At 68.4% G+C, this 24164-nt stretch carries 23 protein-coding genes; 18 read left to right on the top strand and 5 right to left on the bottom strand.

What is annotated here, in order from left to right; all coding sequences use genetic code 11:
* Positions 1–451: 451 nt before the first annotated feature.
* Positions 452–3499: an excinuclease ABC subunit UvrA gene (gene uvrA, locus IU448_RS21865; RefSeq protein WP_195057558.1), complete on the top strand. Its 3048-nt coding sequence runs from the start codon at positions 452–454 to the stop codon at positions 3497–3499.
* A gap of 100 nt (positions 3500–3599) precedes the next feature.
* On the opposite strand, the gene IU448_RS21860 is transcribed toward uvrA, so the two are convergent.
* Entirely contained in the window at positions 3600–3941 is a 342-nt protein-coding gene (locus IU448_RS21860) for a DUF1844 domain-containing protein (protein WP_195057557.1), read from the bottom strand.
* Between the two features lie 72 nt (positions 3942–4013).
* On the bottom strand, positions 4014–4544 hold the full coding sequence (locus IU448_RS21855; protein WP_195057556.1) for a DinB family protein: 531 nt from the start codon (positions 4542–4544) through the stop codon (positions 4014–4016).
* A 352-nt stretch (positions 4545–4896) separates the two neighbouring features.
* On the opposite strand from IU448_RS21855, the gene infC reads away from it, so the two are divergent.
* The 8 genes from infC (at position 4897) to IU448_RS21815 (ending at position 9824) form a co-directional block, all read left to right on the top strand.
* Entirely contained in the window at positions 4897–5523 is a 627-nt protein-coding gene (gene infC, locus IU448_RS21850; protein WP_195057908.1) for a translation initiation factor IF-3, read from the top strand.
* Between the two features lie 139 nt (positions 5524–5662).
* The gene (gene rpmI / locus IU448_RS21845; protein ID WP_033245213.1) at positions 5663–5857 is read left to right on the top strand and encodes a 50S ribosomal protein L35; all 195 of its coding nucleotides are present in this window, start codon (positions 5663–5665) and stop codon (positions 5855–5857) included.
* Positions 5858–5973: 116 nt separating this feature from the next.
* A complete protein-coding gene (gene rplT / locus IU448_RS21840; RefSeq protein ID WP_033245214.1) occupies positions 5974–6354 on the top strand; it encodes a 50S ribosomal protein L20 in 381 nt (126 codons plus the stop codon).
* Positions 6355–6494: 140 nt separating this feature from the next.
* Positions 6495–6839 (top strand): ArsR/SmtB family transcription factor, encoded by a 345-nt coding sequence (locus tag IU448_RS21835; RefSeq protein WP_195057555.1) that lies wholly within the window; start codon positions 6495–6497, stop codon positions 6837–6839.
* The gene (locus tag IU448_RS21830) at positions 6829–7302 is read left to right on the top strand and encodes an SRPBCC domain-containing protein (RefSeq protein WP_195057554.1); all 474 of its coding nucleotides are present in this window, start codon (positions 6829–6831) and stop codon (positions 7300–7302) included. Before IU448_RS21835 ends, IU448_RS21830 begins: the two co-directional genes overlap by 11 nt.
* Positions 7299–7925, top strand: coding sequence for a dihydrofolate reductase family protein (locus IU448_RS21825; protein WP_195057553.1), 627 nt, complete (start codon positions 7299–7301; stop codon positions 7923–7925). The genes IU448_RS21830 and IU448_RS21825 overlap by 4 nt, the downstream gene beginning before the upstream one ends.
* Before the next feature lie 157 nt (positions 7926–8082).
* Positions 8083–8877: an alpha/beta fold hydrolase gene (locus tag IU448_RS21820; RefSeq protein WP_195057552.1), complete on the top strand. Its 795-nt coding sequence runs from the start codon at positions 8083–8085 to the stop codon at positions 8875–8877.
* Positions 8878–8987: 110 nt separating this feature from the next.
* The gene (locus IU448_RS21815; protein ID WP_324188668.1) at positions 8988–9824 is read left to right on the top strand and encodes an RNA methyltransferase; all 837 of its coding nucleotides are present in this window, start codon (positions 8988–8990) and stop codon (positions 9822–9824) included.
* Between the two features lie 101 nt (positions 9825–9925).
* Here IU448_RS21815 and IU448_RS21810 read toward each other — a convergent pair whose 3' ends face one another.
* The gene (locus tag IU448_RS21810) at positions 9926–10492 is read right to left on the bottom strand and encodes a TetR/AcrR family transcriptional regulator (RefSeq protein ID WP_195057551.1); all 567 of its coding nucleotides are present in this window, start codon (positions 10490–10492) and stop codon (positions 9926–9928) included.
* Between the two features lie 128 nt (positions 10493–10620).
* Complete coding sequence (locus IU448_RS21805; protein ID WP_195057550.1) at positions 10621–11907, bottom strand: glycosyltransferase 87 family protein; 1287 nt, start codon at positions 11905–11907, stop codon at positions 10621–10623.
* Between the two features lie 170 nt (positions 11908–12077).
* On the opposite strand from IU448_RS21805, the gene pheS reads away from it, so the two are divergent.
* The 4 genes from pheS to IU448_RS21785 all read left to right on the top strand — a co-directional run bounded on the left by pheS (position 12078) and on the right by IU448_RS21785 (position 17760).
* Positions 12078–13151, top strand: coding sequence for a phenylalanine--tRNA ligase subunit alpha (gene pheS / locus IU448_RS21800; RefSeq protein ID WP_195057549.1), 1074 nt, complete (start codon positions 12078–12080; stop codon positions 13149–13151).
* A gap of 29 nt (positions 13152–13180) precedes the next feature.
* On the top strand, positions 13181–15682 hold the full coding sequence (pheT, locus tag IU448_RS21795) for a phenylalanine--tRNA ligase subunit beta (RefSeq protein ID WP_195057548.1): 2502 nt from the start codon (positions 13181–13183) through the stop codon (positions 15680–15682).
* 55 nt (positions 15683–15737) lie between these two features.
* Positions 15738–16223, top strand: a complete 486-nt coding sequence (locus IU448_RS21790; protein WP_195057547.1) for a hypothetical protein — start codon at positions 15738–15740, stop codon at positions 16221–16223.
* 493 nt (positions 16224–16716) lie between these two features.
* Positions 16717–17760: a hypothetical protein gene (locus IU448_RS21785; RefSeq protein WP_195057546.1), complete on the top strand. Its 1044-nt coding sequence runs from the start codon at positions 16717–16719 to the stop codon at positions 17758–17760.
* Between the two features lie 107 nt (positions 17761–17867).
* Here the strand turns inward: IU448_RS21785 and mscL are convergent, their stop codons facing one another.
* Positions 17868–18335, bottom strand: a complete 468-nt coding sequence (mscL, locus tag IU448_RS21780) for a large conductance mechanosensitive channel protein MscL (protein ID WP_195057545.1) — start codon at positions 18333–18335, stop codon at positions 17868–17870.
* Between the two features lie 381 nt (positions 18336–18716).
* On the opposite strand from mscL, the gene IU448_RS21775 reads away from it, so the two are divergent.
* The 5 genes from IU448_RS21775 (at position 18717) to ppc (ending at position 24153) form a co-directional block, all read left to right on the top strand.
* A complete protein-coding gene (locus tag IU448_RS21775; protein WP_280457899.1) occupies positions 18717–19070 on the top strand; it encodes a hypothetical protein in 354 nt (117 codons plus the stop codon).
* A 234-nt stretch (positions 19071–19304) separates the two neighbouring features.
* Positions 19305–20480 (top strand): Cmx/CmrA family chloramphenicol efflux MFS transporter, encoded by a 1176-nt coding sequence (locus tag IU448_RS21770; protein WP_195057544.1) that lies wholly within the window; start codon positions 19305–19307, stop codon positions 20478–20480.
* 68 nt (positions 20481–20548) lie between these two features.
* Complete coding sequence (locus IU448_RS21765) at positions 20549–20740, top strand: hypothetical protein (protein ID WP_195057543.1); 192 nt, start codon at positions 20549–20551, stop codon at positions 20738–20740.
* A gap of 57 nt (positions 20741–20797) precedes the next feature.
* Positions 20798–21217 (top strand): VOC family protein, encoded by a 420-nt coding sequence (locus IU448_RS21760; RefSeq protein WP_195057542.1) that lies wholly within the window; start codon positions 20798–20800, stop codon positions 21215–21217.
* Between the two features lie 92 nt (positions 21218–21309).
* Entirely contained in the window at positions 21310–24153 is a 2844-nt protein-coding gene (ppc, locus tag IU448_RS21755; RefSeq protein ID WP_195057541.1) for a phosphoenolpyruvate carboxylase, read from the top strand.
* The last annotated feature ends 11 nt before the right edge of the window (positions 24154–24164 follow it).

Raw genomic sequence — 24164 nt, 5'->3', positions numbered from 1 at the left:
CGGTCACGGTCACAGCTGGGACACGAGACTGTCCGGTCGGTACGGCCGGTCGGACGGTGCCGGGCGGCCCGGTCGCAGCCGGTGCCGGACCGGCGTGATCGGTGACACGCCCCGGTGCCCGGCCCGATTGACCTACCCTGGGAGATAGGAGTCGGTCCGGCTCGCCCGGCGCCCCGTCCGGTAGGGGCGGACAGTACGCTGCCCGGGCCGCGCAGTCCGTGGATTCAGGCCGTATCCGCCGGCGGCCGGCCGTTCGGCGAAACTTGTCGGTGGGCCGTCCTAGCATCATCGCGGGCCGATCCGCGGCCCGAGCCGAAAGCGACGACCGGGCAGTACCGGCCGTCTTCTGCGCCGCCGCCCGTACCGGGCCGGTCGCGGCGGCTCCAGCGGAACGACATCATGGCGCGCCTGCCGGCGCGACGACGAACAGATACGAGAAGGGACCGACCTGGTGGCGGAACGCCTGACTGTGCGCGGCGCGCGGGAGCACAACCTCAAAGGGATCGACCTCGACCTGCCCCGCGACAGTCTGATCGTCTTCACCGGCCTGTCGGGGTCGGGGAAGTCCAGCCTGGCCTTCGATACGATCTTCGCCGAGGGGCAGCGCCGGTACGTGGAATCGCTGTCCGCCTACGCCCGGCAGTTCCTGGGCCAGATGGACAAACCCGATGTGGATTTCATCGAAGGTCTCTCACCCGCCGTCTCGATCGACCAGAAATCCACCAACCGCAACCCGCGCTCCACCGTCGGCACCATCACCGAGGTGCACGACTACCTACGCCTGCTCTACGCCCGCGCCGGTGTCCCGCACTGCCCGGTGTGCGGCGAGCTCATCGCCAAACAGACCCCGCAGCAGATCGTCGACCAGGTGCTGGCCATGGAGCCCGGCGTCCGCTTCCAAGTGCTCGCGCCGGTGGTGCGTACCCGTAAAGGCGAGTTCGTCGATCTGTTCGACCAACTGAACTCGCAGGGCTACTCCCGGGTCCGGGTGGACGGGGTGGTGTATCCGCTCACCGATCCGCCGAAGCTGAAGAAGCAGGAGAAACACGATGTGGAGGTGGTGGTCGACCGCCTCGCCGTCAAACCGGCCGCCAAACAGCGGCTCACCGATTCCATCGAGACCGCGTTGCGCCTGGCCGACGGGATCGTCGTCCTCGATTTCGTGGACCGTGACGAACACGCGCACGATCGTGAACGCCGCTTCTCCGAGAAACTGGCCTGCCCGAACGGCCACGCCCTCGATATCGAGGATCTGGAACCGCGGTCGTTCTCGTTCAACTCGCCCTACGGTGCCTGCCCCGACTGCACCGGTCTCGGTATCCGCAAGGAAGTCGACCCGGAACTCGTCGTTCCCGACCCGGAACTGAGCCTGGCCGACGGCGCCATCGCGCCCTGGTCGCGCGGGCAGAGCGCCGAGTACTTCCTGCGCCTGCTGTCCGGGCTGGCCGCCGCCCAGGGCTTCGATCTGGACACTCCCTGGCGCGAACTACCGGCCCGGGCGCGTAAAGCGGTGCTCGAGGGTAGCTCGGACCAGGTCCATATCGTCTACACCAACCGGTACGGCCGGAAACGCTCTTACTATGCCGATTTCGAGGGCGTGATGCCGTTCCTGCAGCGGCGGCTGGACAACACCGAATCCGAGCAGATGAAGGAGCACTACGAGGGCTATATGCGGGATGTCCCGTGCCCGGTGTGCCACGGCGCGCGCCTGCGGCCGGAGATCCTGGCCGTGACGCTGTCCGCCGGGCCGGAGCGGAAATCCATCGCCGAGGTCAGCGAACTCTCCATTCGCGACTGCGCGCAGTTCCTGAACGCGCTGACCTTGGGGGAGCGCCAGGCGGCCATCGCCGGTCAGGTTCTCAAAGAGGTGCAGGCCCGGCTGGGTTTCCTGCTCGATGTGGGCCTGGACTACCTGACCCTGTCCCGCGCCGCGGCCACTCTCTCCGGCGGGGAAGCGCAGCGGATCCGGCTCGCCACCCAGATCGGGTCCGGGCTGGTCGGAGTGCTGTACGTACTGGACGAACCTTCGATCGGGTTGCATCAGCGCGATAACCGCCGGCTCATCGAAACACTGACCCGGCTGAAAGACCTGGGCAACACTTTGATCGTCGTCGAACACGACGAGGACACCATCCGCGCCTCGGACTGGGTCGTCGATATCGGCCCGTTCGCCGGTGAACACGGCGGCCAGGTGGTGCACAGCGGTCCCTATTCCGAACTGCTCGCCGATCCGGCCTCGCTCACCGGCGCGTATCTCTCCGGCCGGGAGCGTATCGAGATCCCGATGCTGCGGCGGCCGGTGAACAAGAAGCGGCGGGTCACCGTGGTCGGTGCACACGAGAACAATCTGCGCGGTATCGATGTGGCGTTCCCGCTGGGTGTACTCACCGCGGTCACCGGGGTCTCCGGATCCGGTAAATCCACGCTGGTCAACGACATCCTGGCGACCGTGATGGCCAACAAACTGAACGGTGCGCGCCAGGTGCCGGGCCGGCACACCCGGGTCAACGGGCTGGATCAACTGGACAAACTCGTGCGGGTGGACCAGTCGCCGATCGGCCGTACCCCGCGGTCCAATCCGGCCACCTACACCGGGGTGTTCGACAAGATCCGCAGCCTGTTCGCCGCCACCACCGAGGCGAAGGTGCGCGGCTATCAGCCGGGCCGGTTCTCGTTCAACGTGAAGGGCGGCCGCTGCGAGGCGTGCTCCGGCGACGGCACCCTGAAGATCGAAATGAACTTCCTGCCGGATGTGTACGTGCCCTGCGAGGTCTGTCAGGGCGCACGTTACAACCGGGAAACCCTCGAGGTGCACTACAAGGGCAAAACCATCGCCGAGGTCTTGGATATGCCGATCGAGGAGGCCGCCGAGTTCTTCGAACCGGTGACCTCGATCCACCGCTATCTGGCCACCCTCGTCGATGTCGGCCTGGGATATGTGCGCCTGGGCCAGAGCGCGACCACCCTCTCCGGTGGTGAGGCGCAACGCGTGAAACTGGCGGCCGAACTGCAGAAACGCTCCAACGGCCGCACGGTCTACATCCTCGACGAACCCACCACCGGCCTGCACTTCGAGGACATCCGCAAACTGCTCGCGGTGATCAACGGCCTGGTCGACAAGGGCAATACCGTGATCGTCATCGAACACAACCTGGACGTCGTCAAGACAGCGGATTGGGTGATCGATATGGGACCCGAGGGCGGGTCCGGCGGCGGAACAGTGGTCGGCGAGGGGACACCCGAGGATATCGCCGCTACCCCCGGCAGCTACACGGGTGAATTCCTGAAGGAGATCCTGGCACAGCCCGCGGCCACGTCGCCGGCGACGGAGACGGGTGCGGTGAAACCGGATACCGCACGGGCACGTAAGTCCACGGCCAAGAAGGCGCCGGCGGCGAAGAAGACCGCGAAAGCGCCGGAATCGTCCGAGAACGCGGCGAAATCGCCGGACCCGCAGAAGGCCAAGCGCCTGGCCCGCAAGGCCGCTGCGCTGCGCTGAGGGCATCGGCGCCCCGGGTCACCGGCACCGGGGCGCCGGTAACCGCAACATGGCGGCCCCGCGAACCGCGCAGTCGCCCGGAATCGTGCGAGGGTATCCGTCAGTAGACCGGGCCGGTGTACTTCTCGCCGGGGCCGGCCCCCGGGGCGTCGGGTATGGCGGAACTCTCCCGGAAGGCCTTCTGCAGTGATTGCAGACCCTCCCGGAGCGGCCCGGCGTGCGGTCCGAGGTACTCCACCGATGCGGTGATCAGACCCGCCAAAGCGGTGATGAGGCGCCGCGCCTCGTCCATATCCCGGCGCGGACTGTTCTCGGGATCGTCGTCGCCGAGCCCGAGCTTCTCCGCAGCCGCACTCATCAGCATCACCGCTGCCCGGCTGATCACCTCCACGGCGGGGATCTCGGCCAGTTCGCGCACATCGCCCTCGGGCTGTTCGGTCATGGTGTTCAGCCTAAGCGCGCCTCGGCGGCAGCCGTGCCGGGGTCGTGAGCGGATGTGCGCCGCGCCTCGTTTCTACCGGTCCGCCGTCCCGGCCGCGCGCAGTATCCGCAACTGGCCGATCTCGGTCGCGTTCTTCAGCAATTCCACATTGACCCATGCCGCCAGGTGAGCGCGGGTGAGTCCCGCGTCGGCCGGCCACGGGTAGGACGTGGCCCGTTCGAGTTCTGTGTCATCGCTTCCGTCGAGGACTCCGAGCCACTGCTCGCGTAGGTCGTTGATCCAGGCGAGGGCGGCCGCCGTATCGCCCGGCCAGTAGACCTCGGTGCGGTCGGGTACCGGCCGTTGCTCGGCGTGCGCGATCGCCGAACTCCACCACCAGCCGATATGCCAGGTCAGCCAGGCAACGGTGGTCGCGGGGATCGGATCGGGTTCGGTTTCGGCGAAATCCGGGCGCCAGCGCCCGTCTGGACCGCGGTGGACCGTCCAGATCACCTCCGCGGGTGCCCAGTGGGTATCGTCGTCGGTCAGGGCGTCGAAATGGAGCTGGGACAGCGACCAGACCAGGTCGAACTGCCAGCGGAGTAGGTCGCGTCGGCTGCTCACGGCGTCGACCCTGTCAGGCGGCCTCGCGAATGGGCAACCGGTTTTCGTACCGGGCTGCGACCGGGCGATTCGTTCATCCGGTGCGGAACTGTTAGACTCGTCGGCGACGACCGCCCCGGTCCTGTCCGGGGCAGACAAGTGGAGCCCGACTCCCACCGTTGCCGGCGAGGGATCGCCTGGTCAAACGGTCCGGTCACCCGCCTTCGCGGTGGGATCACGGTCCCGGATGAACCGGGAGTGTGGCGCAGGTATCGCACCTGCGTGGATCGGTCGACATCGGGCCCCGTCGGCGGTGAAATACCGCGACGGGGTTTTCGTGTTGAACAAGGGGTTCATTTCGAGCGGTCGTCGGATGACACCGCTAGACCTAGGAGGCCCCATCAGCACTGAGACCCGCATCAACGATCGCATTCGTGTTCCCGAGGTCCGGCTCATCGGACCCGGCGGAGAACAGGTTGGGATCGTGCGTGTTGAAGATGCACTCCGCGTCGCCCTGGAGGCAGACCTGGACCTCGTAGAGGTCGCACCGGACGCACGTCCGCCGGTCTGCAAGATCATGGATTACGGCAAGTTCAAGTACGAGACCGCGCAGAAAGCGCGCGAGTCCCGGAAGAACCAGGTCCAGACCGTGATCAAGGAACAGAAGCTGCGGCCCAAGATCGACAATCACGACTACGAGACCAAGAAGTCCAACGTCGTGCGCTTCCTGGAAGCCGGGGCGAAGGTCAAGGTCACCATCATGTTCCGGGGACGCGAACAGTCCCGGCCCGAACTCGGTTTCCGGCTGTTGCAGCGGCTGGCCTCCGATGTGGCGGAATTGGGTTTCGTCGAGACCTCGGCCAAGCAGGACGGCCGCAACATGACGATGGTCCTCGCCCCGCACAAGGGCGCGAAGACGCGGGCCAAGGCCGCGCAGGATTCGGCCCGGCCGCAGTCCGGCGGCGCGGCGCCGAATGCCGGTCGGCCGGTCGCGCAATAACAACGGCGTAGCCGTGAACACTGCGGCGCACCGCCGCACTCGCGGCGTACGCCGCAGCGATATTGCGTCGAGCCCGCAATAACGCTGATCAGTACACCTGGTCCGCCCCTGCGCGGGCACGACACAGATTGAGGTTGCCATGCCGAAGATGAAGAGCCACAGCGGCGCTTCCAAGCGTTTCAAGGTGACCGGTAAGGGCAAGCTGCGCCGTCAGCAGGCCAACCGCCGGCACCTGTTCGAGTACAAGTCCTCCCGCCGGACCCGCCGTCTGGAAGGCACCGAGGCCGTCGCCCCTGCCGACGTCCGCCGGGTGAAGAAGCTGCTGGGTATCTGATTCCCGTTTCCGGGACAGATACCGTCCGGTACCGCCTGCGCGACCGGACGCCGATGAACCGACCCACTCGGGTGCCCAGTACGACGAGCACCCCCAAGATCGATTAGGACTGACCAGTGGCACGCGTCAAAAGGGCCGTCAACGCTCAGAAGAAGCGCCGTTCGATCCTCGAGGCCTCCAAGGGCTACCGCGGACAGCGCTCGCGCCTGTACCGCAAGGCCAAGGAACAGCAGCTGCATTCGCTCACCTACGCCTACCGGGACCGCCGGGCGCGTAAGGGCGATTTCCGTAAGCTGTGGATCGCGCGTATCAACGCCGCGGCCCGCGCCAACGACATCACCTACAACCGCTTCGTGCAGGGCCTGAAGGCCGCCGGTGTGGAGGTCGACCGCAAGAACCTCGCCGAGCTGGCCGTCTCCGACGCCGAAGCGTTCGCCGGCCTGGTCGCGGTTGCCAAGGCCGCGCTGCCGGCCGATGTCAACGCTCCGGCTGCCTGAGCGGTGATTGCGTAGCCGGATTTCGGTCCGGCCTTTGGACGTGGTGAAGACCCCGTTCTCCGTGTGAGTTCACGGAGAACGGGGTCTTCGTCGTTTTCCGGACTTGCCATCGAGGGTGGTGCCGGCTAATACTTAGCCATATGGCTAAGTATTTGGAGTCGCTGGACGTGGTGTTCGCCGCGCTGTCGGATCCGTCCCGGCGGGCCGTGGTTCAGCGACTCGGGGCCGGGCCGGTCAGTGTCGGCGAGCTGGCCCGGGATCTGCCGATGACCCTGCCGTCGTTCATGAAGCACCTCCGGGTCCTGGAGGACAGCGGATTGATCCGGACGGTCAAAACCGGCCGGGTGCGGCAGTGCACGCTCGAACGCGATCGGTTCGTCCTGATCGACGGCTGGCTGGCCGAACAACGACGTATCTGGGAAGACCGCACCGACCGGCTCGAGCAATTCCTCCTCGAAACCACGGAGTCCACCGATGAATCCTGATCTCGATCTCACCCTGCACCGCGTGATCCGCGCGCCCCGTACCCGTGTGTGGGACGCCTGGACCGACCCGGACAATCTGGCTCGCTGGTGGTTGCCCGCCCCGGCTCGATGCCGCGTCGAGCGGCTGGAAGTCCGGCCTGCCGGGGCCTTCGTCACCAGAATGAGCGACGGCGGTGCCGAATTCGTCCCGCACCTCGATGCCTGCTTCCTGGCGGCCGACGAGTACGAACGCCTCATTTTCACCACCGCGCTCGACAGTGCGCTGCGCCCGGCCGCCGGTGAGTTGCTGATGACCGCCGAGATCACCCTGCGGGACCATCCCGAGGGGACCGATTACCGGGTTCTGGTCCGGCACGGGGATCCGGCCGCCCGGGCCCGGCACCAGGAACTCGGCTTCGAGTACGGGTGGGGGACGGTAACCGACCAGTTGACGGCACTCGTCGAGGAAGGGGTTCGGGCATGAAACTGGTGCTCACCGAATTCCTCACCCTCGACGGTGTCACGCAAGGTCCGGGCGCGCCCGACGAGGACATCAGCGACGGTTTCACCCGTGGCGGCTGGATGGTGCCCTACCTGGACGAGGTCTTCGTCCGGCGCACCTCCGAATGGCTCGACGCCGCCGACGGGCTGTTGTTCGGCCGCCGGACCTATACGGCCTTCGCGCGCGACTGGCCGGCGGTGACCGATCCCCGGGATCCGTTCGCCGGACGGATGAATGCCCTGCCGAAGTACGTGGTGTCGGGCACTCTGGCGACGGGCATCTGGGCGCCGACGACCGTGCTGCCGGGCGATCCGGTGGCGACGGTCGCGGACCTGCTGCGGCGCCCGGGCCGGGAACTGCAGGTCCATGGCAGCTCCCGGCTCGGGGATACGCTGCTCGCCGCCGGCCTGGTCGAGACCGTCCGCCTCGCCGTCGCGCCTACTGTGCTGCGGTCCGGGCGGCGGCTACTCGCCGGGGCGGGGCCCGCGACCGCCCTCCGGCTGACCCGCCACGAGGCCACCGATCTCGGCTTGCTCCTGCTCGAATACGACGTAGTCGGCGCCGCGCCGTTGGCCGAATACGACGGTGTCACCCAGTTCCTCTGAGATCGCGGTGCACGGTGTCGGTGGTGGCCCGGCCACGTTGCCACGGTCGGGCGGCTCCGCCGATCCGCTCGGAGAAACCTCGTTGAGGTGCACCCGCAACGCGGTGGCCGTGGAAAACGGTTCGCGTCCGGTCCGGCGGACCTGGCAGTCTTGCGGAATGCGTGAATACCCGGTGTCGTTGCCGAGCGGGGGACAGCTCTGCTGTACGGATTTCGGGGGCACCGGAATCCCGGTTCTGGCGTTGCACGGCACCTTCGGCCGAGGAAGAATCTTCGCCGGCCTGGCGCGCGAACTCGCCGGCGTAGCCCGCATCATCGCGCCGGATCAGCGCGGGCACGGTGGCACCGGCCGGCGCGACAGCTATACCTGCGCCGATTTCGTGGCCGATGCCGCTGCGGTGCTGGAACAACTCGGGCTCGCCCCGGCAGTGGTGCTCGGCCACTCCCGCGGGGGGATCACTGCGTATCAGCTCGCCGCGCGGCATCCGGAACTCGTTGCGGGGCTCGTCGTCGAAGATGTCGGGCCGGTGATGCGGCAACCCGAGATCGCCCATCCCGTGTTGGATGTCCGGGGCTGGCCCGCCACCGCGCCGACCGAGGCGGATCTGGCCGCCACGTTGCAGGAGCGGGGAATTCCGGATGCGAGCTATTTCCTGCAGAGCGCCGTCACGACACCGGATGGGCGCCACCGGTTCCTCTTCGACTGGGACGACATGATGGCGGTGCAGCTCAGCGGCGTCGGTGACTGGTGGCCGGACTGGCTCGGTTCGGACTGTCCGGCACTGGTCCTGCGCGGTGAACACAGTGCGATGCTTCCGGCCCGGCTCGCCGAGCAGATGGTGACGCGCAGGCCCGGTGCCCGTGCGGTCGAGATCGCCGAGGCCGGCCACTGGGTCCATGACGACGCTCCGGTGGCGACCGCCGCCGCGATCGCCGCGTTCCTGGCCGGCTGAACAGCGGGCTTCGGTACCGTCGAGATCTGCCGGGGCGGATCGGGGAGCCGGCCGGTCCGGTGCTCGGCCGCGAAATACCCCGCTCGCCGGGCCGGCACTACGATCTACGGGTGCGTGGTCAACAGGAAGCCATCGACTGGCGCAATTCCCGCGTCGTCGCCGCCGCGAAGCTGCATCGGGGGGCGGCGCGTAAGAAGGCCGGGCGGTTCCTGGCCGAAGGCGCCAACTCGGTGGGGGCGGCGCTCGATACCGGGCGGGTCCGGGAACTGTTCTACTCCGCCGAAGGCGCCACCCGCGAACATGAGCTGATCGCCGGTGCCGCGGCCGCCGGGGTGCGGACGACGCTTGTCACCGACCGGGCTGCGCAGGCGCTGGGGGAGACCGTCACGCCGCCGGGTCTGGTGGCCGTCTGTGATCTGGTCGATGTGCCGCTCGACCGTATCCTGCCGGCGAAACCCGGCGCGGAGATGCCGCGGATACTGGCGGTGCCGGTCGGTATGGCGGATCCGGGCAATGCGGGGACGCTCATCCGCGTGGTCGACGCGGTGGGCGCGGACGCGGTGGTGCTGGCCGGGGACAGTGTCGACCCGCACAACGGAAAATGCGTCCGCTCGTGCGCGGGCAGCCTCTTCCATGTGCCCATCGTGCGTGAGCGCGAGACAGATACTGTGCTGGACCGGATCGAAGCGGCCGGAATCGCCACCGTGGCCACCGCGGCCGACGGCGAACTCGACCTCGAGGACGCGGGTGACTTGTTCACCGGTCCGGTGGCCTGGCTGTTCGGCAACGAAGCACACGGTCTCGACCCGGCGGTGGCGCGCCGGGCCCGGCACCGGGTCCGGATCCCGATCCGGGGGCGGGCCGAAAGTCTCAATATCGCCGCGGCCGCCGCGATCTGTCTCTATGCGAACTCCCGGGTACGGCACGCTGCGAGGTCGCAGACCTAGATCACGGGGCCGGCGGCGCAGTCGGTCCCGGCGGTGTTCGGTCGGCAACCAGTCCTGCCGTGGCCGTTGCGGGTTGTGTTCGGCCGTAGTGCTCGAGCGATTCACATACCGTTCTCGTACAGGTCGGTGAGCATCTCCTCGGCCCAATCGGCGGCGATCGCTTCCGGTCCGGTCACCCGCAGCGCCGTCAGCACGGTGAGCAGCATGCCGGTCGACATGAAACGGCGGGTTTCGGCGACCGAGGCGCCGGTCAGTTCGCGGTTCAGGCGGTAGATCCGGCCGTACCGTTCGCGCACGACCGGGCCGATTTCCGGATCGCCCGCGGCGGCGAATCCGTGCAGGAGCAGTTGGAGCAGGGTCCGGTCGGCCAGGAACTCATCGAAGGCATCGGACATCGCGTCCATCGGTTCATCGTCGCCGGCGGCGGCCGCGGCCGCGGTGAAGATGGCTTCGATGCGATCGCACACCTGGCCGAACGCGGCCAGGAACAGGCGTTGTTTCGAACCGAAGAGGCGGATGACATACGGCTGGGAGACGCCTGCTCGGCGGGCGATCTCGTCGGTGCGGGTGGCGGTGTAGCCGGTTTCGGCGAAGGCGGAGACCGCGGCGTCCAGAACCTGGGCGCCGCGTTCTTCGGCGGTCATCCTGGTCCTGCTCGATTCCGGCATGGTCCTCCTCGGGTCACTCCTATCCGACAGGTTATCAGTCGATGCATACCGTGCCCGGGAAGGCTCGTTTTCGGTCGATTGCGACAAGGGCTCGACATGAACGAAAGCCACCGCCGGCGGCCGCCGGATCAGCCTTTGTGGACCGTGACCAGGGGCTCGTCCGCGGTGGCGGGTGTGACCGGGGGTGTGCTTCGCGACCGCTGCCCGGCGGTGGCATACAGCACGACGAGCAGCACGCTGAACCACACGTACCCGTTGCCGATCACCTGTTCCCATACCGACCAGTCCAGCTCCCGGCCCTCGTTCCCGGGGAGGTCGCTGTGCTCGGCGCGAACGAACACCACGGCGGTGGCGAGCACAGCGACATACCAGCCCGCGGCTCGCGGCCACGGCAGTGTGGTTGCGAACCCGGCCATCGCGAGCAGGGCCGGGGCCACCCAGACCCAGTGGTGAGACCAGGAGATCGGGGAGACGAGCAGTGCGACCACCGCGTTCACGGCGAGCGCGATCATCGGCGGGGTCCCGGCCCGCCGGATGGCGGCCACGGCCAGCGCGACCAGGGCGGCGGCAGCCACCAGCCACAGTGCCGTGGCGGGCGTGCCGGTGATCCCGAAGCGGGCCAGTACGGCCTGAACGGACTGATTGGTCTGGTACTCCGACCCGCTCAACCCACCGACATTGCCGAACCCGCCGAACCAGTACCGCACCGATTCGTCGGGCATGACCGCGAAACCGATCACCGTGGCCACCGCGCCGCTCACCGCGGCTGTCACGGCGGCCTTGTAGTCCTTGCGGATCAAGAAGAAAAGGACGAACGCGGCGGGTGTGAGTTTGATCGCGGCGGCGATCCCCAGAAGCATGCCGCGCGGCCAGCGTGGATTACGGGTCAGGCAATCGGCGGCTACCAGGCCCATCAGGATCAAGTTGACCTGACCGAAGTCCAGCGTCGACCAGATGGGTTCGAGCAGCAGCGCCAGCGGCGTCGCCGTCGCGCAGACCAGAACGGCGAGTTTGCGCTGGTCCTGGGCCGGCCACAGTTGCCGGGCCACCAGGTACAGCGTGATCGCCAGCGCGCCCACCGATACGGCGAGGTAGGCGATCACCGCGGTGGCCCACGGCAGCAGGGCGTAGATACCCAGCGCCAGCGCGGCGAACGGCGGATAGATGAACGGCAGGCTGATATCGGCGGCCGTTTCCGGCAGCTGTCCGTAGAGATCGCCGCCGGAGCGCCACTCCTCGACCCCGAGCCGGTACACCTCGAGATCGATGTACTCGCCGCTGATCGCGCGGAAAGGGTCGACGGGTCGCGACATCAGTACCCACGTCACGATCATCGCCAGGAGCGGTAGCAGCCAGATCGCCTGCCGGCGGGCACGTCCGGCGAACGTTTCGGTGCGGGTCGGGGCGTTCGTCATCGGGAGGGACTTTACCGGTTCGAGGTGTCGTCGCACCCCGGCAGTGATCGGCGGGGGATATCGGCGTGAACCGGCCACCGGGCATCGAATACGATTCCACCAGCAGCAATACGGGCGCCGGAGCCTACCGGGGTCCGCTCACCGATGCCTAGGGGAGAGACGAGTAGACCGTGGCCGACGACACCGACGCAGGCGCAGCGACCGGCGGGCAGGAATCCGCGCTCACCGAGGAAGCCCTGGCCGCCGCGGCCGCGGCCGCCGAAAAAGCCTTCGCGGCCGCCGCCGACCTGGATGCCCTCGCCGCCGCGAAAACCGAGCATATGGGTGGTAAATCGCCGATCGCGCTGGCGCAGCGGTCGCTGGGCAGTCTCCCGAAAGCCGAGAAAGCCGACGCCGGTAAGCGGGTCAACGTCGCGCGCGGGCGGGTCTCCCGGGCGTTCGAGGAACGTCGGCAGGCGCTGGTGGCCGAACGCGATGCGGCGGTCCTGGTTGCCGAGGCGATCGATGTCACACTGCCCGCGAATCGGGGGCCGGTCGGCGCCCGGCATCCGATCACGGTCATCTCCGAACAGGTCGCCGATGTATTCGTCGGGATGGGCTGGGAGATCGCCGAGGGCCCAGAGGTGGAAACGGAGCATTTCAACTTCGATGCGCTGAACTTCCTCCCGGACCATCCCGCACGCACCATGCAAGACACCTTCCATATCGCGCCGGCCGGGTCGCGGCAGGTGCTGCGCACCCATACCTCGCCCGTGCAGGTGCGTTCGATGCTCGAACGCGAACTGCCGATCTATGTGGTGTGCCCGGGCCGTACCTTCCGCACCGACGAACTCGACGCCACCCATACGCCGGTCTTCTCCCAGGTCGAAGGGCTGGCCATCGACAAGGGCCTGACCATGGCGCATCTGCGCGGCACGCTCGACGCGTTCGCGCGGGCGCTGTTCGGTCCCGACACCACCACCCGGATCCGGCCCAACTACTTCCCGTTCACCGAGCCCTCCGCCGAGGTGGACGTCTGGTTCCCGGACAAGAAGGGCGGCGCGGGCTGGGTCGAATGGGGCGGCTGCGGCATGGTCAACCCCAAGGTGCTGATCGCCAGCGGTATCGACCCCGACGAATACAGCGGTTTCGCGTTCGGGATGGGCCTGGAGCGCACGCTGCAGTTCCGCAACGGCATCCCCGATATGCGCGACATCGTGGAGGGTGATGTGCGGTTCACCCTGCCCTTCGGTATCCGGTCCTGATTTCCCGAGCGAGAGAGCGAACACCCACAGTGCGAGTAGCGCAGTCCTGGCTGACCGAAACGATCCGCCGCACCGTCCCCGATTGGGAGGTCACGCCGGAAGAACTCGATGCCGGATTCGTCCGGGTCGGGCTCGAGGTCGAGGAGATCGACCGGCTCGAACCGGTGGGCGGCGATATCGAGCATCCACTGGTGGTCGGCCGGGTCGCCGAGATCACCGAACTCACCGAGTTCAAAAAGCCCATCCGCTTCTGCAAGGTCGATATCGGGGCGGACGAACTCCAGGAGATCGTCTGCGGAGCGACCAACTTCGCCGTCGGCGATCTGGTGGTCGTGGTGCTGCCCGGCGGGGTGCTGCCCGGTGGCTTCGCCATCTCCTCGCGTAAAACCTACGGGCATATCTCCAACGGCATGATCTGCTCGGTCGCCGAACTCGGTATCGGCAAGGATCACTCCGGCATCCTCGTACTGGAACCCGGTACCGCCGAGCCCGGTACCGACGCCAACGAACTGCTCGGCCTCGGCGATACCGTCATCGAGCTGAATATCACCCCCGACCGCGGCTACTGCTTCTCGGTGCGCGGGCTCGCGCGGGAACTGGCCTGCGGTTTCGATCTCGAATACGCCGACCCCGCCGTCCGAACGCTGCCGGAAGGGCCGGATGCCTGGCCGGTTCGGGTGGAAGCGGAATCGCGCTGCACGCGGTTCGGGGTCCGCCGGGTGACCGGTATCGACCCGCAGGCGGTGAGCCCGTGGTGGCTGCAGCGGCGGCTGCTGCTGTCCGGTGTCCGGCCCATCTCGCCCGCCGTCGATGTGACCAACTACGTCATGCTCGAACTGGGCCAGCCGCTGCACGCGTTCGACGCCGCGAAACTCAGCGGTGGCCTGGTGGTCCGCCGCGCCCGGACCGGCGAAACCCTGCGCACCCTCGACGACACCGAACGCGAACTCGACGCCGAGGACGTGGTGATCGCCGACAACACCGGCGTGGTGTCGCTGGCCGGTGTGATGGGCGGGGCGTCCACCGAAGTGAGCGCCGAGACCACCGATGTGGTGCTGGAAGCCGCGACCTGGGACCCACTGCTCATCTACCGCACCGCGCGCCGGCACAAACTGGTGTCGGAGGCGAGTAAACGCTACGAACGGGTGGTGGATCCGGAACTCAACCTGGCCGCGCTGGACCGCGCCGCGACGCTGCTCGCCGAAATCGCGGGCGGCACGGTCGAGGCCACGCTCACCGATATCCGCACCCAGCTCGAGCCGGCCCCTCCGATCCGCATCGATATCGACCTGCCGGACCGGGTGGCCGGTGTTCACTACCCCCCGGGTACCTCCGCGCGCCGGCTCACCCAGATCGGCTGCCAAGTGGAGGTCGCTGTCGACGAGGCCAGCGGTCACGGCCAGCTGGCGGTGACGCCGCCGTCGTGGCGGCCGGATCTGGCCCAGCCCGCCGATCTGGTGGAAGAGGTACTGCGGCTGGAGGGGCTCGAGCAGATCCCGCTGGTCCTGCCGCAGGCGCCGGCGGGGCGCGGCCTGACCGCCGTGCAGCGGCGCCGCCGGGCGGTGAGCCGGGCGCTGGCCTTCGCCGGCTGCGTCGAGGTGCCGCCGCCGGTGTTCCTGCCCGCGGGTGTTTTCGATACCTGGGGCCTGGAAGCCGATGATCCGCGGCGCACGACGACCCGGGTGCTGAACCCGCTGGACGTCGAACGCGCCGAACTGGCCACCACCCTGTTGCCGGGCCTGCTCGAGATCGCCGCTCGCAATATCTCGCGCGGCGCCCGCGATCTCGCGCTCTACGGGATCGCCCAGGTAGTGCTACCGGGCCCGGACACCAAAGCGGTCGACCCGCTGCCCGTGGACCGGCGTCCGACCGATGCCGAGATCGCCGAATTGCTGGATTCGCTGCCCGCGCAGCCGCAGCATGTGGGGCTGGTGCTGACCGGCTGCCGGGAACCGCGCGGTCCGTGGGGGCCGGGCCGGGCGGCCGAGGCCGCCGATGCCTTCGCCCTCGCCGACGTGATCGCGGAGGCGGCGGGTGTCCGGATCGAGCGCCGGCCCGGGAAGTACCTGCCCTGGCATCCGGGCCGCTGCGCCGAACTCGTGGTCGGCGATACGGTCGTCGGGTACGCAGGTGAACTGCATCCCGGGGTGCTGGAACGGTCGGGCCTGCCGCCGCGTACCTGCGCCGTAGAACTCGACCTGGATGCACTGCCGCTGACCGAATCCCGGCCGGCGCCGGCCATTTCCCCGTTCCCGGCGGTGCTGCAGGATGTATCGGTGAGTGTTCCCGCGGAGGTTCCGGCGGCCGCGGTCGAGACGGCGTTGCGGTCCGGCGGCGGGGAACTGCTCGAGGATATCGCGCTGTTCGATGTCTACGAGGGCGCGCAAGCCGGTGCAGGCCGTAAATCGTTCACCTACGCGCTGCGGTTCCGGGCCGGCGATCGCACCCTCACCGAGGACGAGGCCAGTGCCGCGCGCGATGCCGCGGTGGCCGCCGCCGCGGACGCGGTGGGCGCTGTGATCCGTTCATAGACAACCGGCTTGCGGTCGGTCCGAACGGGCGGGCCGGAAGTCGTAGGCTGGTCGTATGAGTGAACCGAACGCAGGCGATCCGGGCGCGCTCGCCGCGCGGTTGGCGGCCCTGCCCGACGAACAGTTGCTGGCCGTACTCGTCGTCGCCACGGCGGGCCGGGAGGAACTGGCCCCGCTGTACGAGGTCGCGACCCGGTTGCTGTCGGATACCGGACGTGCCGCCCCGGCCGGTATCACCGGAAACGCGCCGACGAGCGTTCCCGCCGGCAGTGCGGTGGAGTCGGCGGCGGCGCAGATCTCCGGTGCCGTAGCGGGCGGCGACGGCACCACGGGCGGTTACACCGGTGGCGGCCTGCCGACCTTCGACTCGGTCCGCGACAAGGTACAGCGGCGGATCGGAACAGCGTTCGGCCACCGGGAACTCGACCGGCAGAGCGCGGCCGGGCGCGGTGTCGAGGAACAATGGGAAGCGCGAGAACAGGCGGCGCGCGAACGCCTCGAACAGATCCGGACCTCCCTGCACGAAGGAGACGGTCGCTAGGTCCGGGCCCGGTGGTGCGCGCGATTGCGGCCGCCACGCACTGTAATGGGTCGCGGTACTCGCCCCGAGGCCACAGTGTCGTGCGGAAAACCGGTGGCGGCAGGGACAGTTCAACGATCACCGCATTCATCGCATCAGCCGTCCTGCCGGCGACCGCCGACCTCGCCCATATGTCGACGCCCACAGGTCTCACTGCGGCCTCCCGTTGTGATTCGGCCCACGCAATAGTCGCGGCGCTATCGCGGGATCTCGTGATTCGTGGGGTAACCGCAGGTCAGAGCGATTACTCCGGTGGTGTTCCCGGAAGATGTGGTGGTCGTGCCGCGGCCGCACCGATCCGTCTCAGACAAGTATGTCGCCGGTGCCCGGCCCGATATAGGCTCGTCACGCCGTATCGCCTACACGGCCGGTCACCGCTCGGTGACCGTGCAGCGATACGTCCGCTTCGCTGCGGCCTGCGCCGGCCGCAGGAACCCGATCCGAAGGAGAATCGGTGACCGAAACCGCCGACGCGACGGCCCGTGCCCTTGCCGACCGGCTCCTCGACGCGCAAGTGCGGTGGCTGCTCGACGAGGTGAGCGGCGACCGGTTCGCCGAGGTCGTCGCCCGTGATGTGGCAGCTGTCCTGGATGTGGCGGCCACCGTACCCGCCGGTGAAGTGGTCGGAGTCGAGCAGCTCGAAAGCACGGTCGCCACGGTCGTGGACAAAGTCGGCGGTAGCGCCGTGCTCGCCGATACGGTCGGGCTGTTCGCCGACGCGATCTACGACAGTATCGCCGCGAACGAAGACCACACCCTCGGCGAACTGGTCGAACGCGAACCGGTCGAGGCGCTGCTGCAGAAGATCGTCGATATGCACCAGACCCAGGAGCGGGTGCTGGAACGACTCACCGACAGCCCACTCGTCGCCACCGTCGCCTCCAAATTCGTGGACAAACTGGTCGGCGATTTCGTTGAGGCCAACCGGCAGCGGGCGGAGAAGATCCCCGGTATGGGCACCTTGATGTCGCTCGGCCAATCCGCCGCCGACCGCGCCCGCAAAGCCGCCGAGAGCAACACCATCCTGGGCGATATCGCGGGCAAGGGCGCCATGTACGCGCTCAAACGCACCAACAACGCAATCCGCGAAATGCTGCGCGACGCCCCCGTGCACGACGCCACCATGGAATTCTGGGATCTGCACGCCGACGAACCGATCAGCGGCCTGCGCGAATACCTCACCAAACAGGATCTGAACGAGCTGGTCCGGCTGTGCTACCGGATCGCGGTGACAACCCGGGAGAAGGAGTATTTCGGCCTGCTCGTCGACGAATGCGTCCAGGTGTTCCACGAGAAGTACCGGGACCACACCCTCGCCGCCGTGCTCACGGAGCTGGGCTTGACGGGTGATGACATCATCACCGAGATCCTGCGCTACGGCCCCGCTGTAGTGGAAGCCGCGAAACGCGATGGTGTGCTGGAACAGCTCCTGCGGGAACGCTTGGAGCCGTTCTATCACTCGGACGAGGTCCTGAAGATCCTCGCGCCCACGGGGTAACGCCGGATCGACCGATCCGGGCTCGCCGCCGACCGCGATTTCGTTCCGGACTCGGGCCACTGGGCAAGTATCGCGGCGTTCGGTGCGTATACCCGCGAGCGGGCGACTCAGGCCGACGGCGAAGGCACGCGCGCCGACTCCTTCTCCGATCCGTTGCCACCGGAGCCGTTCTGCGCCGCGGCGGCGCGCTCGGCCAGCAGGTCGCGGATCTCGATCAGCAGTTCGGTATCGGTCGGGACCGGCTTCTCCGTATCGGCGCCCTTACGGGCGAGGTACCGCTTCTGCACGGTTCTCATCGGCAGGATCAGCGCGAAATACAGCACCGCGGCGACCATTACGAAATTGATGGCGGCGCTGATGATCGGTCCGAGTGCAACGAAGGTTGCGGGCTTGCCGGCGACCAAGGTGACGCCGAAACCGAGCTGGCCGTTGCCGCCCAATACGGCGAGCAGGGGTTCCAGCACACCCTTGGTGACCGAGGTGACGATCGCGGTGAACGCGGTACCCATCACCACGGCGACGGCCAGGTCGATGACGTTGCCGCGCATCAGAAAATCTTTGAAACCCTTGAGCATCCACCCAACTCCGTATCGAAATGCTGCTGTACACCGTCGGCCGGGGGCTCCCGCCGGCGGGTCGATCGTGGTGGCCGTCCGAGCTCCGGCACCACCCGGCAGGAGATGGTGGCAGCCCAGCAGACGGCGCGCAAACCGGACGCGGCGTGCAGGGGGAGCAGTCCCGTCCACGTTCGGCGCCTGGGCACCGAAGCATCTCGGTGTGCCCCGGGCGGCCCGGTCTGTGGTCCCGTACCCACGAGTTTCGGCGCCGCGATACCGGAATTCGCCGCCGTTGCTGCAAGAATCGGCTTCGTGTCTTGATTGCGCCCGGCGGGCGACCCCGGGAGCCGCTAGGGTCGGGACACATCCGAGCGTATCGCTATCCAACAGGAGGATTCCGTGGCATCGACATCGATGGGCCGTGCGGTGCGGGGGTTCAACTCCGGAGTGGTGGCGCTGCTGCGCGTCCCGTTTCTGGGGCCGCTGATGAGCAAAGGGTTCGTGGAGATCGAGTACGTGGGCCGGCGGTCGGGCCGGATCTTCCGTACCCCGGTCAACTTCATGAAGAAGGGGGACGAATACGTCATCGGTGTCGCCATGCCCGACAAGAAAACATGGTGGCGGAATTTCCTCGGCGAGGGCAGCCCGATCCTGCTGCATTTCCGAGAGGGACAGATACGCGGGCATGCGACGGCCCGGCGCGACGAGAAAGGCCGGGTGACCGTGCGGGTCCGCCCGGATACCACCGCCTGACCGGAGCCGGGCGACGGAAAAGGTGATGCGCCGCGAGCGGGTGGTGGGTAATGTGCCCGCCATGTCGAGTCCGGAAGCATCCAGGGCAGGGCTGTCGGTCACCCCCGTCAGCCCCTGATCCCTTGTTCCGCGGCGGTGCCCTCCGCTGCCGGTACCGCCCACCGGCGACCTTCTGGTAGCTGACCGGGGTGGCGAGACGTTATGCCATGTCTCTCCCACCTCGGAGTTCCTTAGATGCCTTGTGCTCTCTATCTGCTTGCCATGGCGATTTTCGCCATGGGTACCTCGGAATTCATGCTCGCCGGGCTCGTCCCGGACATCGCCGCCGACCTCGGCGTCGATATCGCCGATACCGGCCTGCTGACCTCGGCGTTCGCCGTCGGAATGGCCGTCGGCGCGCCGCTGATGGCGGCCCTCGCCCGGAATCGGCCGGTGCGGGCGAGCCTGCTGGTCTTCGTCCTCGTATTCCTGGCGGCGCATATCGCCGGGGCTGTCACCGGCGAGTTTCCGGTGCTGATGGCGACCAGGGTGGTGGCAGCCCTCGCCAACGCCGGATTTCTCGCCGTCGCCATGACCGCCGCCACCGGGCTGGTTCCCGGCGACCGGCGGGGTCGCGCGCTGGCGATACTGCTTTCGGGGACCACGATGGCCACCATCGCGGGGGTTCCCGGCGGTGCGCTGCTGGGCGCGGTGTTCGGGTGGCGCATCACTTTCTGGGCGGTCGCGCTGCTCTGTGTGCCTGCCGCGATCGGCGTGCTCACCGGAATCCCGGCCCGGACGCGGGACGCGGACAACCGTGACCTCGGCCTCGCCGCCGAACTCACCGTGCTGACCCGTCCCCGCCTGCTGGCCGTCATGCTGCTCGGCGCTCTGGTGAATGCCGCCACCTTCGGTGCCTTCACCTTCCTCGCCCCGCTGGTGACGGACCGGTCCGGGCTGGGCGGCCTGTGGGTGCCGGTCGCGCTGGTGCTTTTCGGCGCCGGATCGTTCGCCGGAGTCACCGTCGCCGGCCGGCTGTCCGACGCCCGCCCCGGGGTGGTCGTCGCGGTGGCGGGACCGCTGCTGTGCGCCGGCTGGTTCGCGACGGCGGTCTCCGCGGACCGGCCCCCGGTATTGCTGGCCCTCGTCTTCGTCCAAGGCGCGTTGTCTTTCGCGCTCGGCAGCACCCTGATCGCCCGTGTCCTGCACGAGGCCGCGGCGGCGCCGGCCATGGGCGGGTCCTATGCGACCGCCGCGCTCAATATCGGAGCTGTGGTGGGCCCGCTGGTGGCGGCGTTCGCCTTGGGAACGCGGCTCGGGGCACTCGGGCCGGTCGTGAGCAGCGGTGTACTCGTGGCGACCGCGTTGCTGGTGATCCTGTGTTGCCGCGCCGTCCTCGCCGGGGATGCTGCCGTGGCACCGGTTCGGTAGGTCCTTCGCCGATGCCACCACGACCGGAGTGTCTCGGACGGCCTGAGGCGGGTGCGCGGATACCGGCTGTGGACGGTGACGACCGCGACGATGGCGGTGGTCTCCGCCGCGCTGCTGCGGATCTGCTGGCCAACGCCGCCGAACTCGTCTCCGGGTGGGGGATCGTCGCGACCGCGGTGTGGTTGCCGAGCCGGCACTGCGGTCGACCGGAAGAATATGCGGCGAGCGATGAATTCCGGCGGCGCGCGGCGTCGGAGTAGTGACCACAGCGGTGCGGACGGTCGCCCGCGGTGATTCCCGGTACGGAGGAGAGATAGATGAGTACAGGTAAAGATCTCGCGTTGTCGCATATCGCCGTGATGGTCGGCGATCAGCAGGCCGCGCTGGAGTTCTATCGCGATGTGATCGGGCTCGAGGTGCGGGCCGATGTACCGCTGGGCCCGATGCGCTGGGTGACTGTCGGGCCTGCCGGGCAGCCCGGCCTCGAGTTCCTCCTGGAGACACCGGATATGGTGCCGGACCCGGTACAGCGGGAAGAGGCGCAGCGGCGGCTCGCCGCCGGCGCGCACGGGACACTCATCTTCACCACGGAATCGGCCGACGCGACGTTCGCGCGGCTGCAGGACGCCGGTGTCCGGGTGACCCAGGAACCGGCGGACCAGCCCTACGGCGTGCGTGACTGCGGTTTCGCCGACCCGTGGGGTAACTTCCTGCGGTTCTCTCAACCGCTCGGCTGACCCGGGCGCGGCGGCCGGATCGACTACGGTTCGGGCGATGCCGTGTGCGTCGTCACAGACCGGGACGGGTCGGGCGACCATACTGTCCGACCATGGGCGATGCGCAGACCGGTAGTGGAAACGACGCGACCCGGCCGCTCCGCGAGGATATCCGGTTCCTCGGTGGCGTACTCGGGGATACGATCCGCGATCACGAGGGGCCGGAGGTTTTCGACCTCGTCGAGAAGGTCCGGGTGGAGGCGTTCCGGGTGCGCCGGGAAGAGGTGCGGCGCAGCGCGGTCGCCGAAATGCTGGCCGGGGTGGATATCGCGGTGGCGCTCCCGTTGATCCGGGCGTTCAGCTACTTCGTGCTGCTGGCGAATCTGGCCGAGGATATCCAGCGCGACCGCCGCCGCGCCGTGCACGAGGCCGCGGGCGAGCCGCCGCAGGATTCCTCGCTGGCCGCCACCTACCGCAAGCTGGACGCGGCCGGAGTGCGCGGGGAGCGGGTCGCCGAACTACTCGCCGACGCCCTGGTGTCGCCGGTGATCACCGCCCATCCCACCGAGACCCGCCGGCGCACGGTATTCGACACCCAGGCCCGGATCACCGATCTCATGCGGCAGCGGCTGCGCGCACCGGCAGCCGAACAGCCCGGCCTCGACCGGGAGATCCGCCGCCAGGTGCTCACCCTGTGGCGGACGGCGCTGATCCGGTTGTCCCGCTTGCGTATCCAGGACGAAATCGCGGTGGGGCTGCGGTATTACGACCTGACACTGCTCGACGTGATTCCGGCGATCAACGCCGATGTGCGGGCGGCGCTGTGGGCACGCTGGCCCGAGCAGCGGCTGCTGCCGAAACCGATTCTGCGCACCGGTTCGTGGATCGGGGGCGACCGGGACGGCAACCCGTACGTGACCGCCGAGGTGGTGCGGACCGCCGCCGCGCATGCTGCTGGTGTCGCGTTCGGGCGGTACCTGCGTGATCTGGCGCAGCTGGAGAAAACGCTCGCGGTGTCGGCGCGGCTGGCTCCGGTGTCGCCGGCGTTGCGCGCGCTGTCGGATGCGGGATACCCGGATCCCGATATCCATGCCGACGAACCGTACCGCCGGGCGCTCTACGGCATCCGGGCGCGGCTCACGGTGACCGCACGCGATGCGCTGCGGGCCGTGGGAGCCGGCGCCGGCGATGCCGCGGCGACCCTGCCGGATTCGGTCGCCGCGGCCGACAGCCCGCTGCGGGACTTCACCGGCCGGGGTTCGGTGGTGACCGGTGTCAGCCCTTACCCGTCACCGCAGGAACTGCTGGACGATCTGGATGCCGTCGACGCTTCCCTGCGTGCGAGCGGGGACGGTCTGCTCGCCGACGACCGGCTGGCGGCCCTGCGGCATACCGTGGAAGCGTTCGGTTTCCATCTGCAGGGCCTGGATATGCGGCAGAACTCCGAAACCCACGAAGAAGTGGTGGCCGAACTGCTGGCGTGGGCCGGAGTGCACGCCGATTACGCGAGCCTGCCCGAAGCCGGCCGGGTGGATCTGCTCACCGGGGAACTGCGCACTCGCCGTCCGCTGCTGGGTCCGCATGCGCGGCTGAGCGAACTGGCTGCCAAGGAACTGGGCATCATCCGGGCCGCGGCCGAAGTGGTGGCCGCGCTGGGGCCGGAGGCGGTGCCGAACTACATCATCTCCATGTGCACCTCGGTCAGCGATCTGCTCGAGGCGGCGCTGCTGCTGAAGGAGGGGGGCCTGCTCGATCCCGGCGAGGCCGGCGGTGCTCCGTTCTGCCCGGTCGGGATCGTGCCGCTGTTCGAGACCATCGAGGATCTCGCGGCCGGTGCGGCCACGCTCGGTGCGGCTCTGGCGGTCCCGGAATACCGGGAGCTGGTCGCCGCGCGCGGTATGCGCCAGGAGGTGATGCTCGGGTATTCCGATTCGAACAAGGACGGCGGATATCTGGCCGCCAACTGGGCGCTCTACCGCGCCGAGCTGGATCTGGTGGAGTTGGCGCGGGAGCAGGGAATCCGGTTGCGGCTCTTCCACGGTCGCGGCGGCACCGTGGGCCGCGGCGGCGGGCGCAGCTACGACGCGATCCTGGCCCAGCCGGCCGGGGCGGTGCGCGGAGCGCTTCGGCTCACCGAACAGGGCGAGGTCATTGCCGCGAAGTACGCCGAACCCGGTTCGGCCTACCGCAACCTGGAATCGCTGATCGCGGGCACACTCGAATCGACCTTGCTCGATGTCGAGGGTCTGGGAGCCGACGCCGAATCCGCCTACGCCCTCATGGACGATCTCGCCGCCCGCGCCCGCGCCGCCTACGCCCGGCTCGTGCACGACACCCCCGGTTTCGTCGACTATTTCCGGCAATCGACACCCGTCGCCGAGGTCGGCGATCTCAATATCGGCAGCCGTCCGGCCTCCCGCAAACCCACGAAATCCGTCGGCGATCTCCGCGCCATCCCGTGGGTGATGTCGTGGAGCCAGGCCCGGGTGATGCTGCCCGGCTGGTATGGCACGGGGACCGCGCTCGAGGAATGGGTGGACGGCGATCCGGAGCGGCTCGCCCGTCTGTCGGATCTGTACCGGCGGTGGCCGTTCTTCCGCACCGTGCTGTCGAACTTGGCTCAGGTGATGGCCAAAAGCGATCTCGCGATCGCGGCCCGCTATGCCGAACTGGTCGAGGACAGCGAACTGCGGGAACGGATCTTCGGGATGATCGAACGCGAGCATGCCCGGACGGTCGCCATCCACGCCGCGATCACCGGGAACGATCACCTGCTTGCCGATAACCCCTCCCTGGCGGAATCCATCCACAACCGGTTCCCGTACCTGGAGCCGTTGAATCAGATGCAGGTCGAATTGCTGCGCCGGCTGCGCGCCGGCGACGATTCCGAACTGGTCAAACGCGGGATCCTGCTCACCATGAACGGATTGGCCACGGCCCTGCGGAATTCGGGCTGACAGCCGTCCGG

The organism is Nocardia flavorosea (assembly GCF_015477805.1).
Taxonomy (GTDB): domain Bacteria; phylum Actinomycetota; class Actinomycetes; order Mycobacteriales; family Mycobacteriaceae; genus Nocardia; species Nocardia flavorosea_A.
This window is presented reverse-complemented; position numbering and strand designations above follow the sequence as displayed.